Origin of the sequence: Erwinia sorbitola (assembly GCF_009738185.1) — a bacterium.
Taxonomy (GTDB): Bacteria; Pseudomonadota; Gammaproteobacteria; order Enterobacterales; family Enterobacteriaceae; genus Erwinia; species Erwinia sorbitola.
The window spans coordinates 815,639-831,291 of sequence record NZ_CP046509.1; the positions used below are offsets into that span (position 1 = coordinate 815,639).

General features: G+C 52.7%; 12 protein-coding genes. 9 read left to right on the forward strand and 3 right to left on the reverse strand.

Translation table 11 applies throughout. The features are described 5' to 3' along the window. Positions 1-31: 31 nt before the first annotated feature. Positions 32-784, reverse strand: a complete 753-nt coding sequence (gene loiP, locus GN242_RS03700) for a metalloprotease LoiP (protein ID WP_154753525.1) — start codon at positions 782-784, stop codon at positions 32-34. A gap of 288 nt (positions 785-1,072) precedes the next feature. On the opposite strand from loiP, the gene tkt reads away from it, so the two are divergent. After that, positions 1,073-3,064 (forward strand): transketolase, encoded by a 1,992-nt coding sequence (gene tkt, locus GN242_RS03705; RefSeq protein ID WP_154753526.1) that lies wholly within the window; start codon positions 1,073-1,075, stop codon positions 3,062-3,064. Between the two features lie 83 nt (positions 3,065-3,147). On the opposite strand, the gene GN242_RS03710 is transcribed toward tkt, so the two are convergent. After that, positions 3,148-5,001, reverse strand: a complete 1,854-nt coding sequence (locus tag GN242_RS03710) for a sulfatase family protein (protein WP_197094762.1) — start codon at positions 4,999-5,001, stop codon at positions 3,148-3,150. 383 nt (positions 5,002-5,384) lie between these two features. Between GN242_RS03710 and epd the strand changes: the two genes are divergently transcribed. From epd to GN242_RS03740, 6 genes are all read left to right on the forward strand, one after another. Then, positions 5,385-6,404, forward strand: a complete 1,020-nt coding sequence (gene epd / locus GN242_RS03715) for an erythrose-4-phosphate dehydrogenase (RefSeq protein WP_156286928.1) — start codon at positions 5,385-5,387, stop codon at positions 6,402-6,404. Between the two features lie 49 nt (positions 6,405-6,453). After that, entirely contained in the window at positions 6,454-7,620 is a 1,167-nt protein-coding gene (gene pgk / locus GN242_RS03720) for a phosphoglycerate kinase (protein ID WP_154753528.1), read from the forward strand. An 80-nt stretch (positions 7,621-7,700) separates the two neighbouring features. Next, on the forward strand, positions 7,701-8,780 hold the full coding sequence (gene fbaA / locus GN242_RS03725) for a class II fructose-bisphosphate aldolase (RefSeq protein WP_154753529.1): 1,080 nt from the start codon (positions 7,701-7,703) through the stop codon (positions 8,778-8,780). A 181-nt stretch (positions 8,781-8,961) separates the two neighbouring features. After that, positions 8,962-9,843 carry a small-conductance mechanosensitive channel MscS gene (gene mscS / locus GN242_RS03730; protein ID WP_154753530.1) on the forward strand — a complete coding sequence of 294 codons (882 nt, stop codon included), beginning with the start codon at positions 8,962-8,964 and terminating at the stop codon, positions 9,841-9,843. Between the two features lie 152 nt (positions 9,844-9,995). Further along, a complete protein-coding gene (gene argO, locus GN242_RS03735) occupies positions 9,996-10,616 on the forward strand; it encodes an arginine exporter ArgO (RefSeq protein WP_156286929.1) in 621 nt (206 codons plus the stop codon). A 153-nt stretch (positions 10,617-10,769) separates the two neighbouring features. After that, positions 10,770-11,495: an oxidative stress defense protein gene (locus tag GN242_RS03740; RefSeq protein WP_156286930.1), complete on the forward strand. Its 726-nt coding sequence runs from the start codon at positions 10,770-10,772 to the stop codon at positions 11,493-11,495. A 51-nt stretch (positions 11,496-11,546) separates the two neighbouring features. Here GN242_RS03740 and GN242_RS03745 read toward each other — a convergent pair whose 3' ends face one another. After that, positions 11,547-12,446, reverse strand: a complete 900-nt coding sequence (locus tag GN242_RS03745) for a LysR family transcriptional regulator ArgP (RefSeq protein WP_133846178.1) — start codon at positions 12,444-12,446, stop codon at positions 11,547-11,549. A 202-nt stretch (positions 12,447-12,648) separates the two neighbouring features. Between GN242_RS03745 and rpiA the strand changes: the two genes are divergently transcribed. Then, a complete protein-coding gene (gene rpiA, locus GN242_RS03750; protein WP_154753532.1) occupies positions 12,649-13,308 on the forward strand; it encodes a ribose-5-phosphate isomerase RpiA in 660 nt (219 codons plus the stop codon). Between the two features lie 347 nt (positions 13,309-13,655). Then, on the forward strand, positions 13,656-14,894 hold the full coding sequence (gene serA / locus GN242_RS03755; RefSeq protein WP_154753533.1) for a phosphoglycerate dehydrogenase: 1,239 nt from the start codon (positions 13,656-13,658) through the stop codon (positions 14,892-14,894). The last annotated feature ends 759 nt before the right edge of the window (positions 14,895-15,653 follow it).

Consider the following 15,653-nt stretch of genomic DNA (forward strand, 5'->3'; position numbering starts at 1 on the left):
GTATGCCCGGCCCTTGCAAACCGAGAAGGGTTTATTTACCAGAGGCGATACGTTGTTTGATGTGATCTGCACGCGCCTGCGAGGCCGGGTGCGAATCAAACATGCTGCTTTCGTGCGTACCTTCCAGCTTCGCTAATTTCTCGAAGCTTGTCACCAGCCCCTGTGGGTTGATATTGCGTTTTTTCAGCAGATCGAATGAGTAATCATCCGCCTGGGACTCCTGGCTCTGGGAGAACTGTGCATTCACCAGTTTCTCACCGAGTTCGCCCAGCTGAGACTGTGACAACTGAGCGGCAATACCACCGGCTGAGGCCGCAGCAGTGCGCGCGGCAGTCGCTGCATATGCCAGCTGCATGGCTTTGCGTGAGTGACCCAGTGCAACGTGACCCATTTCGTGGCCCAGTACGCCTTCCACTTCATTATCTGTCATCAGATCCATCAGCCCGCTATAAACGCGGATACAGCCGTTAGCCATTGCCCAGGCGTTGACGTCTTTAGTCAGGTAAACCTTATAGTTAGCCGGTGTGCCATTGATATTGTCCCCCAGGGCCGCTGAGATCTTGCTCAGTCGTTTAGCATAGGTGCTGTTGGCTGGAGCAATTTGTGCTTCGCTGTCCATCTGCTGGCAGGATTTCTCACTCAGCTCTTTGACCTGGGCATCGCTCAGTGTTGCGGCCTGAAAAGCCTGTGCACCAGACTGCATCAGGGTATTGGCGTCAAAATTCTGACAGCCAGAAAGGGCGGTGGCGAGTGCCAGCGCAGCAAAAGAAATACGTTTCTTCATTCCAGTTCATCCATTCAGGTAACAAGGTAACAAAATCATAAAGTTGCATTAAACCGCTGGCAGAAAATACGCTGGCGGGGAATGTGTTATAGCGCGTGTAAAGACGATTGCATAGTCAGCTCAATGCTAAACTGCAACTTCTGTGATTTTTTTTACATCCTGCGCCATGTACATGTTACCCGTATTTCATGTACATTGATGGTCGACTTTCCTTCGGCTTTGCCTGATAACTCATTCATTACAATAGGTTAAGGACGGCGAAGCGTTAAATCCGACCTGGAGTAGAAAATGTCTTCTCGTAAAGAGCTTGCCAACGCCATTCGCGCATTAAGTATGGATGCGGTGCAAAAAGCCAAATCCGGCCACCCGGGTGCCCCTATGGGTATGGCCGATATCGCCGAAGTGCTGTGGCGTGACTTTCTGAATCATAACCCTACAAACCCACTGTGGGCCGATCGCGACCGCTTCGTGCTGTCTAACGGTCACGGCTCTATGCTGATTTACAGCCTGCTGCACCTCAGCGGCTATGATCTGCCAATCGGTGAACTTGCTAACTTCCGTCAGCTGCACTCTAAAACCCCAGGTCACCCGGAATACGGCTATACCGCAGGCGTGGAAACCACCACTGGCCCGCTGGGTCAGGGTATTGCTAACGCCGTGGGTATGGCGATTGCTGAACGTACACTGGCAGCTCAGTTCAACCGTCCAGGCCACGATGTGGTTGACCATAACACCTACGTGTTTATGGGCGACGGCTGCATGATGGAAGGCATCTCCCATGAAGTCTGCTCGCTGGCGGGTACGCTGAAGCTGGGCAAACTGGTGGCGTTCTATGATGACAACGGTATCTCCATCGACGGCCACATTGAAGGCTGGTTCACCGATGACACTGCGAAACGCTTCGAGGCTTACGGCTGGCACGTAGTGCGCGGTGTGGACGGTCACGATGCTGACGCCATTAAGAAAGCTGTTGAAGAGGCGAAAGCCGTCAGCGACAAGCCTTCTCTGCTGATGTGCAAAACTGTGATTGGTTTCGGTTCTCCGAACAAAGCCGGTACTCATGATTCCCACGGTGCACCGCTGGGTGATGATGAAATTGCACTGACCCGCAAACAGCTGGGCTGGAACCACGCGCCATTCGAAATCCCTTCTGATATTTATGCGCAGTGGGATGCGAAAGAAGCAGGTCAGGCGAAAGAAGCCGCATGGAATGAGAAGTTTGCTGCCTATGCGAAAGCCTTCCCGGAGCTGGCTGAAGAGTTTACTCGCCGCGTGAAGAACGAACTGCCAGCCAACTGGGCTGCCGAGTCGCAGAAGTTTGTTGAACAGTTGCAGGCTAACCCGTCTAAAATCGCCAGCCGTAAAGCGTCACAGAATGCCATCGAAGCCTTTGGCAAACTGCTGCCGGAATACCTGGGCGGTTCTGCCGACCTGGCTCCAAGCAACCTGACTATGTGGTCTGGTTCTAAGCCAATCAATGAAGATGCAGCGGGTAACTACATCCATTACGGCGTGCGCGAATTCGGTATGACCGCGATTGCTAACGGTATCACCCTGCACGGCGGTTTCCTGCCGTACACGGCGACCTTCCTGATGTTCGTTGAATATGCGCGTAATGCGGCGCGTATGGCGGCACTGATGAAGATCCGTCAGGTGATGGTCTATACCCATGACTCTATCGGTCTGGGTGAAGACGGCCCGACTCACCAGCCGGTTGAGCAGATGGCCAGCCTGCGTGTGACACCAAATATGAGCCTGTGGCGTCCATGTGACCAGGTTGAATCAGCGATTGCATGGAAATATGCGATTGAGCGTCACGATGGCCCGACTGCCCTGATCCTCTCCCGTCAGAATCTGGCGCAGCAGGATCGTACGGCTGAACAGCTGGCTAACGTAGCACGCGGTGCATACGTTCTGAAGGACTGCGCAGGTACGCCTGAAGTGATCCTGATTGCCACCGGTTCAGAAGTTGAGCTGGCGGTAGGTGCGTATGACAAACTGACTGCTGAAGGTCGTAAAGTACGCGTGGTTTCAATGCCGTCTACCGATGCTTTCGACAAGCAGGATGCCGCGTACCGTGAAGCTGTGCTGCCGAAAGCAGTCAGCGCTCGCGTGGCGATTGAAGCCGGTATTGCAGATTACTGGTTCAAATACGTTGGCCTGAATGGCGCTATCGTTGGCATGAACAGCTTCGGCGAATCAGCACCTGCTGAGAAGCTGTTTGAACTGTTTGGCTTCACGGTAGAAAACGTAGTGGCTAAAGCCAAAAGCCTGCTGTAATCGGGCAACAGAGGCCCGGTGACGGGCTGATGGCTGATAAAAGGCATCGCATTGCGATGCCTTTTTTTATGGCGATGTTAAATTCAATCACGGACAAGTTTTGCAAACTGCCCGGTGCTCAGGCTCCAGCCCGAACTCTCCTTAGGTAAAAAACTGCCATCATCAATGCCAATTTCCTGGTGATACAACGCATTCAGTTTCTTATTCAGCGTCATGATTAACGAACGTGAGGATTCCGGATCGAGGGCAAGATTGTTCATCTCCTGCGGATCGTTTTCGAGGTCATATAATTCCAGGTCGTTTACTTCCAGCAACTCTTCCCAGGTTTCTGGCATATTGTGCTGTCGCAGAGAGAAGTAGCGGGCAAACTTGTAGCGGCCGTCAAACAACATCCGGATACCGGTACGCCGCCGGAAATCAGGGGAGAGAGCTTTCATCGCTTTTTGCTTCTCATCCTCACTCAGGCTGGTGCTGTTACGCACAGAGTTCATCTTGCGCAGATAATCTGCGTCGATGTAGAGGATCATGTCGTAGCAATAGAGGCTGGCATCGCGTATCTGATGCAGCGTTGCCTGCCCTGGGTTCTGAATAAGCTTACTGAAATCTTTGCCTTTTCGGCCCTGCATAATCGGCGCAATCTTAGACTGTGAACGGCCTGTGAGGCCAAGCAGGGTAGGGGCAAGATCCAGATGACTGGTTAGCGCCTTGCAGGTTTGCCCGCCGACATAATCAGGGTGGCAGATAATCATCGGTACATGAACCTGCGGGCTATAAACGCAGGTTCCTTTGCCGTGCATCTTATGATATCCCTGCAACTCACCGTGATCTGAGGTAAACACTATGATGGTGTTCTCAGTGAGATTCAGTGCCTCCAGTTCATCAAGCAGACTGACCAGATGTGTATCATGGTCGCGGATACAGTTGAAGTAGTAGTCTTGCAGCGTTTTCCAGCGACGGTCTTCATCTGGGAACTGACCGACCATAACGGCATTGGCCTGCTGGTAATACCATTGTCCGTCAGGCCGGCCTGGTTCATCAAACGGCTGATGGCGGCTCGGAGCAAGGGGAACCTCATCCCAGCGAGCGGCATACAGCATATTTTCTGGTGGTCTTACAGGAGTCATAGCCTGACTGTCGTTTAGTGCTGCATGCCACTGCACTTTTTCTCCGGGTGCATCAGTATCAATAAACATCACATCGTGCGGGTTCACCAGGTTAACTGCTAACAGCCAGGGCTGCCGGGTATCGGCCATACTGCGCCCTTTGGTACGCAGCCAGCTGATCGCCTGGGCGGTGGTGAGGCTGTCATACTCATATCCTCCCTTGTGCAGACCAATCAGATCGCCAATACCCGAGTAATCCTCAAAACCGTACTCCTCCATGGATTTATGCAGCGGAGCGTGGTCAAGGTCATCAATATCATGCGATGCCACGGTATCCAGCGATTTATCGAGCAGGGTTGAGAGGTGCCACTTGCCTTTATAAGCTGAGTAATACCCTAACTGCTTAATAAGTGTTGCGATGGTGCCCAGTTTCGGGTCAAGGCTCCACGGCATCCAGGGCATGCCAATATTGTCGTACATGCGTGTTTGTGGCATATGCAGACCGGTATACATCACCGAGCGTGAAGAGGTACAGACGCAGCTGTTAATGTAGTGGTTGGTAAAGGTGGTGCCGGTTTGCCTCAGGCGCTCGCGACCCGGTACCGGGAACGGATACTTTTCAAAGTAATGTTCCTGATCGGAGGTTACTAGCAGAATGTTGTAGCCTTCGGGTAACTGCTGTGGAGAACGGGGAGGGGGGGTGACTGGGGCAATAGAGGGGGCGGCTGGTGCATCAGATACTTCGGGTGATGACCGGCTGCTCGCCTGCACCCCTTTTGGTTTAGACAATGTAGTCAGTGAGTGACTGGAATTTTTAGAGATAGATTTTGACACGGGATACTCCTTTCACTGGTCAACGTTAAACGAACATCTAAGATCTAAAATAGGCACTCTGTTAATGTAGTTATCGCAAAAGGTGCGCACATGCATGAAAAATGTTCACCTCCCCCTTTTTTGTCGTGATTAAATCTGCATCTGCCTGCTAACTTTTGTCTGAATTTGTGACACAGATCGAAAGTTGAAAGCCGCAATTGATCCCGATCATTCCTATTATTCCTCTATTCTATTATTCTAGCTGAAGCGTTTCAGTAGTAGGTGGTGCAAGGTTAATCATTCAGATCTGGTCTGGGTATGATGCAAGAATATACTGTACAAATCGCATCGGCTGGCTCAGGCTAAACCTCCGATTTCAAGGTGGATTCTGTAGCAGGAGTGATATGACGGTTCGCATTGCCATTAACGGATTTGGTCGTATAGGGCGCAACGTGTTGCGTGCACTGTATGAAACTGGCCGCCGGGCTGAGATTACGGTGGTAGCCATCAATGAACTGGCAGAAGCCGCCGGAATGGCGCATCTGTTAAAGTATGACACCAGCCACGGGCGTTTCGCCTGGGATGTGCGCCAGGAGCGCGATCTGCTGTTTGTCGGCGATGACACTATCCGTCTGTTGCACCATACTGAAATAGCAGAATTACCATGGCGCGAACTGAACGTGGATATCGTGCTGGACTGTACCGGCGTGTATGGCAGTCGTGCAGATGGCGAAGCCCATTTGCAGGCAGGAGCCAAAAAGGTGCTGTTCTCACATCCTGGCGGCAGCGATCTTGACGCAACAGTCGTTTTTGGCGTGAATGAGAAAGATCTGCTGCCGGAGCACCTGGTGGTGTCCAACGCCTCTTGTACTACGAACTGCATCATCCCAATTATCAAACTGTTGGATGATGCATGGGGTATTGAGTCCGGCACCGTCACCACGATTCACTCAGCGATGCACGATCAGCAGGTGATTGACGCTTATCACCCGGATTTGCGCCGTACACGCGCAGCCAGCCAGTCGATTATCCCTGTCGATACCCGCCTGGCAGCGGGAATTACGCGTTTCTTCCCAAAATTTAATGACCGTTTTGAAGCTATCGCCGTACGTGTGCCTACAATCAACGTTACGGCTATTGACCTCAGCGTCACTGTGCGGGATCCCGTCAGCGCCTGTGAGGTTAACGCTCTGTTGCAAAGTGCGTCAGAAGGGGCATTTAGTGGTATAGTTGACTACACGGAATTGCCGTTAGTCTCCATTGATTTTAACCATGATCCGCACAGTGCCATTGTCGACGGTACGCAAACGCGGGTCAGTGGTCAGCACCTTATCAAGACATTAGTCTGGTGCGATAACGAATGGGGCTTTGCTAACCGTATGATTGATACGACGTTAGCGATGGCCGCCAGCGGTTTCAGGTAAGGCGCCTATAGCGTCTGTAAAACTTTGAGAATCAACGAGAGGGTTCACCATGTCTGTAATTAAGATGACCGATCTGGATCTGGCTGGTAAACGTGTTCTGATCCGTGCGGATCTGAACGTGCCAGTTAAAGAAGGGAAAGTGACGTCTGATGCACGTATTCGCGCTTCTCTGCCGACCATTGAGACGGCGCTGAAGCAGGGCGCTAAAGTGATGGTTACCTCTCACCTGGGTCGCCCGACCGAAGGTGAATACAATGAAGAGTTTTCTCTGCTGCCGGTAGTTAACTACCTGAAAGAGAAGTTAGGCGCAGATAACGTTTCTCTGGCAAAAGATTACCTGGACGGCGTTGAGCTGGCCGCTGGTAAACTGGTTGTGCTGGAAAACGTGCGCTTTAACAAAGGCGAGAAAAAAGACGACGAAGCCCTCTCTAAAAAATACGCTGCCCTGTGCGACATCTTCGTAATGGATGCATTCGGTACCGCACACCGTGCGCAGGCGTCCACTCATGGCGTGGGCAAATTTGCTCCAATCGCCTGTGCAGGTCCGCTGCTGTCAGCAGAACTGGAAGCACTGGGTAAAGCACTGAAAAGCCCGGCTCGCCCAATGGTGGCTGTGGTTGGTGGCTCTAAAGTATCTACCAAATTCGACGTATTGAACTCGCTGGTGAACATTGCTGACACCGTAATCGTAGGTGGTGGTATCGCCAACACCTTCGTTGCAATCGACAACAATGTTGGTAAGTCTCTGTATGAGCCTGATTTCGTTGAAGCTGCTAAAAAACTGCGTGACGAATACAAAATCCCGGTTCCTACTGACTCTCGCGTCGGCACGGAATTCTCTGAAACTGCACCTGCTACCGTGAAAAAAGTGTCTGAAGTTCAGGACAACGAAGAGATCATGGACTTCGGTGACGAAACTGCGCTGGCAATGGCTAAGTTGTTGAAAGAAGCCAAAACTATTCTGTGGAATGGTCCGGTAGGCGTGTTCGAATTCCCTAACTTCCGCCGTGGTACTGAGATCATCGCTAACGCGATTGCAGACAGCGAAGCATTCTCCATTGCAGGCGGCGGTGATACGCTGGCGGCTATCGACCTGTTTGGTATCGAAGATAAAATCTCCTATATCTCTACCGGTGGCGGTGCGTTCCTTGAGTTCGTGGAAGGTAAAACCTTGCCTGCGGTTGCCATGCTGGAAGAGCGTGCAAAGCAGAAGTAATTAATCCTCAGTGCGGGATGAATACCATCCCGCGTGAGAACTGAATCCTTAATACGACCGAAGAAACAGGACAAGCTAACATGTCTAAAATTTTTGATTTCGTAAAACCAGGCGTTGTCACCGGTGACGACGTGCAGAAGATCTTCAAAGTAGCGAAAGAGAACAAATTCGCTCTGCCAGCAGTTAACTGCGTGGGCACTGACTCTATCAACGCCGTACTGGAAACCGCTGCGAAAGTTAAATCGCCGGTCATCATTCAGTTCTCCAACGGTGGTGCAGGTTTCATCGCAGGTAAAGGCCTGAAATCTGACAAGCCACAGGCTGCTGCTATTTTGGGTGCCATTTCTGGCGCGCATCACGTTCACCAGATGGCTGAACACTACGGTGTGCCGGTGATTCTGCATACTGACCACTGCGCGAAGAAACTGCTGCCGTGGATCGATGGTCTGCTGGACGCGGGTGAAGCTCACTTCGCTAAAACCGGTAAGCCGCTGTTCTCTTCTCATATGATTGACCTGTCTGAAGAGTCACTGGAAGAGAACATCGAGATCTCCAGCAAATACCTGGCGCGCATGGCGAAAATCGACATGACCCTGGAAATTGAACTGGGTTGCACCGGTGGTGAAGAAGACGGCGTGGACAACAGCCACATGGACGCTTCTGCTCTGTATACTCAGCCAGAAGACGTTGATTATGCTTACACCAAGCTGAACGCTATCAGCCCGCGTTTCACTATTGCTGCTTCGTTCGGTAACGTGCACGGCGTTTACAAGCCAGGCAACGTTAAACTGACTCCGACCATCCTGCGTGATTCTCAGGACTACGTCAGCAAGAAACATAACCTGCCACATAACTCGCTGGACTTCGTGTTCCACGGTGGTTCCGGTTCATCTGCGGCTGAAATCGAAGAGTCTATCAGTTACGGCGTGATCAAAATGAACATCGATACCGATACCCAGTGGGCAACATGGGACGGTATCCTGCAATACTACAAAAAGAACGAAGGTTACTTGCAGGCGCAGTTGGGCAACCCGGAAGGGGCTGACAAACCTAACAAGAAATACTACGACCCACGTGTATGGCTGCGCGCTTCACAGGCATCCATGATCGTGCGCCTGGAGCAGGCATTTAAAGAGCTGAACGCAGTCGACGTACTGTAATTCATTCTCTGTTTAAAAAAGGCCCTGACGGGCCTTTTTTTATGGATAAAATCTGGAATCTTCAGGAAATTTCCCCACTTATTTGGCAGAACCTCATTTTCTTGCATACCCTTAACTGGACTGGTTGTCGATTAACGGCAGTGATTTGAACGCCCAGATTGGGCCAAAAACAGGACAGGCAATGGAAGATTTAAATGTGGTTAATGGCATTAATAATGCGGGCGGCTGGCTGGTACGCAATCAGGCGCTGCTGTTAAGCTATGCGGTAAATATTGTCGCGGCAATTGCCATCGCCATCATCGGTATGATCGTGGCGCGCATGATCTCAAATACCATTAATAAAGTGATGCTGGCACGTCATATCGATGCCACCGTAGCTGACTTCCTCTCAGCGCTGGTGCGCTACGGAATCATCGCCTTTACCCTGATTGCTGCGCTGGGGCGTGTGGGTGTGCAGACCGCCTCCGTTATTGCGGTGCTGGGTGCCGCCGGTTTGGCTATCGGCCTTGCGCTACAAGGATCGCTCTCTAACCTGGCCGCTGGTGTGCTGCTGGTTACCTTCCGTCCTTTCCGCGCCGGTGAGTTTGTCGACCTCGGAGGTGTAATGGGTACGGTGCTTAACGTACAAATATTCTCAACCACCTTACGCAGCGCAGACGGCAAGATGGTGGTGGTACCAAACGGTAAAATCATTGCCGGAAATATTATTAACTTCTCCCGTGAGCCGGAGCGCCGTAACGAATTTATAATCGGCGTGGCTTACGACGCTGACGTTGATCACGTGCTCAGACTGCTGCGTGAAGTCGTCGATGCTGACTCTCGTGTACTTCAGGAGCGTGGCGTACAGATTGGCCTGAATGAACTGGCGGCCTCTTCAGTTAACTTTGTCGTGCGCTGCTGGAGCAAGGCTGGTGACTTGCAGGATGTTTACTGGGATCTGATGAAGAACTTTAAGCGGGCGCTTGATGCCAATAATATCGGTATCCCTTACCCGCAGATGGATGTGCATCTGCATAAGGTAACAGAGCCTGAATCGGCGGAACCGATTAAATTACCGCAATAAAACTTTCCGGGCTGGCTCCTTTTTAGGGGGCAGCCCGCCATCAGGATACCCTTCCATTAATTAGCCTAATCGTTGATTAAATATTATAATTTCCCCTAATAATGCAGCCGCTATACACTTCTCATCAAAGCGATAATGATGAGGAATTTATAGTGTTATCTGTTTATTTTCAGGGGGTTGCCATGGGTGCTGCTCTTATTCTACCCCTCGGTCCGCAAAATGCTTTTGTCATGAATCAGGGAGTGCGTCGCCAGTATCATCTGATGACCGCTGCGCTCTGTACATTGAGCGATATCGCGTTGATCTGTGGCGGCATATTCGGCGGTAGTGCGCTGCTAAACCAGTCAACTCTGCTGCTCAATCTGGTGACATGGGGCGGAGTACTTTTCCTGTTATGGTATGGCTGGGGAGCACTGCGTACAGCATTCAGTGGTGATATTATTCTGGCGTCAGCTGAGGCATTAAAGCAGGGGCGCTGGCGAATTGTGGCGACCATGATGGCCGTCACCTGGCTTAATCCGCACGTTTACCTGGATACCTTTGTGGTGCTGGGCAGCCTGGGCGGTCAGCTGCCTTCTGACGCCCGGCGCTGGTTTGCACTCGGTTCTGTCTGTGCTTCAGTGGTGTGGTTCTTTGGTCTCGCACTGCTGGCAGCATGGCTGGCACCGCTGCTGAATACCACCCGCGCCCAGCGTATCATCAACCTGCTGGTCGGTCTGGTGATGTGGGCAATAGCGCTGAAACTGGCATTACAGGCACTCTCTTTGTGGTAATGGGAACTCAGTATCAGAGTTGATGTCCTATATTAAGATATGCCCATATGATCCATAAAAAATGTTGTTACGTTGCACTTTGACGGAACAATCCGCTACTGTTACCTTTGTAGCGCTATCGAAAAAATGATGACAGACCGCATGGAGGAAGCAGTGAAGCTGACGAAACTGGCCCTGGCCGCAATGATTGGATTGGGCACAATGCCCTTAGCTGTGCAGGCAGACGAATTACCGAATGGCCCGCATGTGGTCACCTCTGGACAGTCGAGTGTTGATGCCACCCCGGATATAGCCACTCTCTCAATTGAAGTGAATGTTTCCGCGAAAGATGCCAGCGAAGCGAAAAAGCAGGCAGATGGTCGTGTACAGCAATATTTTGATTTTCTGAATAAAAGCGGCATTGAAAAGAAAGATATCAATGCGGCTAACCTGCGTACTCAGCCGGAATATGACTATCTGAAAGATGGAAAATCGGTGCTGAAAGGTTATCGCGCAGTGCGTCAGGTGCAGGTCACCCTGCGTCAGCTGGATAAACTTAACGAGCTGCTGGACGGTGCACTGAAATCGGGCCTGAACGAGATCCGCTCGGTTGAGCTGGGCGTGGCAAATCCTGATGAGTATCGTATTAAAGCGCGCAAAGCGGCAATTGATGACGCAACTAAGCAGGCGGGTGAGCTGGCGCAGGGCTTTGGCACTAAGCTGGGGCCGGTGTACAGCATTCGTTACCATGTGGCTAACTACCAGCCAATGCCAATTGCGCGCATGTATAAAGCGGCCGATGCGGCACCATTAACCTCCGCCGCTCAGACTTACGAGCAGCAGAGTATTCATTTCGACGATCAGGTTGATGTAGTGTTTGAATTACAGCGTAACCAGTAATTCTGCACCGACAGCGTAAACAATAAGGGCGACCCTGTGGGCCGCCCTTTTTTATTCCGTATCCTGACGCAGCACGCGGTGGCCATGTGCCAGCAACGCATCGGTCACTTTGCGCATCAGACGGCTTTCCGGGGCAAAACGGTGCCAGTAGAGCATACGGCGCTGCAACAGACCCGGGGTTAAATCGATCAATTCCCCCTCTGCCAGTTCGCGCTCAATCTGCAAGTGCGGGATCATACAGCAGGTGGTTCCCTGGCGGGCCAGCTGCACAAAGGCTTCTGACGAGTTGACGATATGGCAAGGCACGCTGCCCGGCGACAGGTCAAAGTTCTGCTGTAAAAAGGCCTGGTGCATATCATCAAGATGGTCAAATGCCACCGCTGGTGCCTTCAGCAGCGCAGAACGCGTGACGCCATTAGGGAAGTAACGCGCAGCGAACTCCTTCGAGCCAACGAACAGATAGTCGAGAGCACCAAGCTGATCGACGAGACAGCTTGGCAGCGGTTGTGGCTGGATACTGACGGCACCGACCACTTCACCGCGACGCAGGCGCTCCTGTGTTCGGGTCTCATCTTCAACCTGAAGATTGAGACGAACCGGGGAATCCGTCAGCACCGTTTTGAGCGCTGGCAGCAGCCAGGTCGCCAGACTGTCGGCGTTAACCGCCAGCGACAGCAGCAGTGGTGTTGTACCGCTATTATCGTCACCCAGCCACTCCTCTTCCAGCAGCTCGACCTGATGTAATAACGCCAGCAGCTTCTGGCCCTGTTCCGTCGGGCGTGGCGGTACGGTTCGCACCAGCAGAGGCTGGCCAAACATATTCTCCAGCTGCTTGATGCGCTGGGAAACCGCAGACTGGGTAATACAGAGCTTTTGCGCAGCTCGTTCAAAGCCGCGTTCGCGAATCACTGCATCCAGCGCCTGAAGCGTTCGATAATCTGGGCGTTTCATTAATCGTTGTACTCTTTTTCAGGTGTGGTTTTTGCACTATGCCATATTTTGAGCAGTTTGCTATGAGCTTACGTCACTTTATGAATCAACCACTTTGTGGGCTGCGTTCCAATCCTGCGAATCAACACCCTGCCATGGCGTTTTTTCCCGAGCCTTGCTTTATACTACGCGCACACAGTGACTCAGAGGTTTTAAACATACCATGACACAAGATGAACTGAAAAAAGCTGTCGGCTGGGCGGCGCTCGATTACGTTACCCCCGGCACGATTGTTGGGGTAGGTACCGGTTCGACGGCGGCACATTTTATTGATGCGCTGGCCTCGATTAAGCATCAGATCGAAGGGGCAGTATCCAGTTCGGAGGCCTCAACCGCTAAACTGAAGGGCTATGGCATTCACGTCTTCGATCTTAATGAGATCGATGAGCTGGCGGTTTACGTTGACGGTGCGGATGAGATCAACGGCCAGATGCAGATGATTAAAGGCGGGGGCGCTGCGCTGACGCGTGAGAAAATTATTGCCGCCGTGGCGCAGCGTTTTATCTGCATTGCAGATGCCTCCAAACAGGTTGATGTGCTGGGGCGTTTCCCTCTGCCGGTAGAAGTTATCCCAATGGCGCGTTCCTATGTGGCCCGTGAGCTGGTGAAGCTGGGCGGACAGCCGGAGTATCGTCAGAACGTGTTGACCGATAACGGCAACATTATTCTCGATGTGCATAATCTTAAGATTATTGACCCGACTCGCCTGGAAGCGGCGATTAACGCCCTGCCTGGAGTGGTGACTGTCGGACTGTTTGCTGCCCGCGGCGCGGATGTAGCGTTGATTGGTACCGCTAACGGCGTACAAACCATTAAAAAATGATCTGTCCGGCATCCAAACGGTGCCGGTTATTTTTATACGAAAAACATCTTTTCTTTTGCAGGCGAAATTTAGTGACTTATGTCACATAGTGGCTCCCTTAGGCGCGATCCTCCTGAGGGTTCGCTCTACACCATGATTTTCTATCGCAATGTGCTGCGAGTCGGGCTTGCCATGCTGGAAGCCAGGCAATCGTTTGTATTGCCGCCAGCGTAAATTTTGTTATTTTGACAGAAGGCAATCTTATATCCCCGCGAATTATCCATCGTAGTTGGCAGCCACTGTGTCTGTCAGCGGAGAAAATTTCGGGGATTCAGCCACATCTGAAGTCTGCTAAATAGGGTCGGGAAATGGCAAAAGTATCACTGGAGAAAGACAAAATTAAATTCCTGCTGGTGGAAGGCGTTCACCAGAGTGCAGTTGATAATCTGCGCTCTGCTGGCTACACCAACATTGAATTTCACAAGGGCGCACTGGATAGCGAAACACTGAAAGAATCCATCCGTGATGCGCATTTCATCGGGCTGCGTTCGCGCACCAACCTCACCGAAGAGATCTTTGCTGCGGCAGAAAAACTGGTGGCCGTTGGCTGCTTCTGCATCGGAACTAACCAGGTTGATCTGGATGCAGCAGCGAAGCGTGGTATTCCGGTGTTCAACGCACCTTTCTCCAATACCCGATCCGTAGCTGAACTGGTTATCGGTGAACTGCTGCTGATGCTGCGCGGCGTTCCGGCGGCGAATGCGAAAGCCCACCGCGGTGAGTGGCATAAGCTGGCTGTTGGTTCCTATGAAGCCCGTGGTAAGAAGCTGGGCATCATCGGCTACGGTCACATCGGTATGCAGCTGGGTGTGCTGGCTGAGAGCCTGGGCATGCATGTCTTCTTCTACGACATTGAAAGCAAACTGCCGCTGGGTAATGCCACTCAGGTTCAGCATCTCTCCGATTTGCTGAATATGAGCGATGTTGTCAGCCTGCATGTGCCGGAAACCCAGTCGACCCAGAATATGATGGGGCCGGAAGAGCTGGCGCTGATGAAGCCAGGAGCGCTGCTGATCAACGCTTCACGCGGAACCGTGGTTGATATCCCTGCACTGTGCCATGTGCTGGCGACTAAGCATCTGGCGGGCGCGGCGATTGACGTATTCCCGGAAGAGCCTGCGACCAACAGCGATCCGTTCAATTCACCGCTGTGTGAGTTCGACAACGTGATCCTGACGCCGCATATCGGGGGATCCACTCAGGAAGCTCAGGAGAACATCGGGATTGAAGTGGCGGGCAAGCTGGCGAAATACTCTGACAATGGTTCCACGCTGTCAGCCGTTAACTTCCCGGAAGCCTCACTGCCAATGCACGGCGCGAATGTCAGCCGCCTGATGCACATCCATGAGAACCGTCCGGGCGTGCTGACGGCGATCAACCTGATCTTTGCTGATCAGGGCATCAACATCTCCGCGCAGTATCTGCAAACAACGCCTCAGATGGGCTATGTCGTCATCGACGTTGATGCACCGCAGGACGTGGCTGATAAGGCACTTCAGCTGATGAAGAACATTCCAGGCACCGTCCGCGCGCGTCTGCTGTACTGATTATCTATCGCGTCACGCCACGGTAAGTGATGGGTGGCAGGTCTGAACCCGGGCGAGGCGTGCCTCGCCCCTACGACAAATCAGCATCGGCAGATACCGTAGGGGTCAGGCATGCCTGACCCTGGGCGAGCCTCGCCCCCCGCAACAAGTCAGCACTGGCAGTTACCGTAGGGGTCAGGCATGCCTGACCCTTGGCGAGCCTCGCGCCCGCAACAAATCAGCATCGGCAGTTATCGTAGGTGTCAGGCATGCCTGACCCTTGGCGAGCCTCGCGCCCGCAACAAATCAGCATGGGCAGTTATCGTAGGGATCAGGCATGCCTGACCCTTGGCGAGCCTCGCCCCCCGCAACAAGTCAGCACTGGCAGATACCGTAGGGTTCAGGCATGCCTGACCCTTGGCGAGCCTCGCCCCCGCAACAAATCAGCATCGGCAGTTATCGTAGGGGTCAGGCATGCCTGACCCTGGGCGAGCCTCGCGCCCGCAACGAGTCAGCACTGGCAGTTACCGTAGGGGTCAGGCATGCCTGACCCTTGGCGAGCCTCGCGCCCGCAACAAATCAGCATGGGCAGTTACCGTAGGGGTCAGGCATGCCTGACCCTGGGCGAGCCTCGCGCCCGCAACAAGTCAGCACTGGCAGTTACCGTAGGGGTCAGGCATGCCTGACCCTTGGCGAGCCTCGCGCCCGCAACAAATCAGCATGGGCAGTTACCGTAGGGGTCAGGCATGCCTGACCCTGGGCGAGTCTCGCCCCCGCAAC

Coding starts and splice junctions, on each gene's coding strand:
- loiP (WP_154753525.1), bottom strand. CDS start 784: ATGAAGAAACGTATTTCTTTTGCTGCGCTGGCACTCGCCACCGCCCTT.
- tkt (WP_154753526.1), top strand. CDS start 1,073: ATGTCTTCTCGTAAAGAGCTTGCCAACGCCATTCGCGCATTAAGTATG.
- epd (WP_156286928.1), top strand. CDS start 5,385: ATGACGGTTCGCATTGCCATTAACGGATTTGGTCGTATAGGGCGCAAC.
- pgk (WP_154753528.1), top strand. CDS start 6,454: ATGTCTGTAATTAAGATGACCGATCTGGATCTGGCTGGTAAACGTGTT.
- fbaA (WP_154753529.1), top strand. CDS start 7,701: ATGTCTAAAATTTTTGATTTCGTAAAACCAGGCGTTGTCACCGGTGAC.
- mscS (WP_154753530.1), top strand. CDS start 8,962: ATGGAAGATTTAAATGTGGTTAATGGCATTAATAATGCGGGCGGCTGG.
- GN242_RS03745 (WP_133846178.1), bottom strand. CDS start 12,446: ATGAAACGCCCAGATTATCGAACGCTTCAGGCGCTGGATGCAGTGATT.
- rpiA (WP_154753532.1), top strand. CDS start 12,649: ATGACACAAGATGAACTGAAAAAAGCTGTCGGCTGGGCGGCGCTCGAT.
- serA (WP_154753533.1), top strand. CDS start 13,656: ATGGCAAAAGTATCACTGGAGAAAGACAAAATTAAATTCCTGCTGGTG.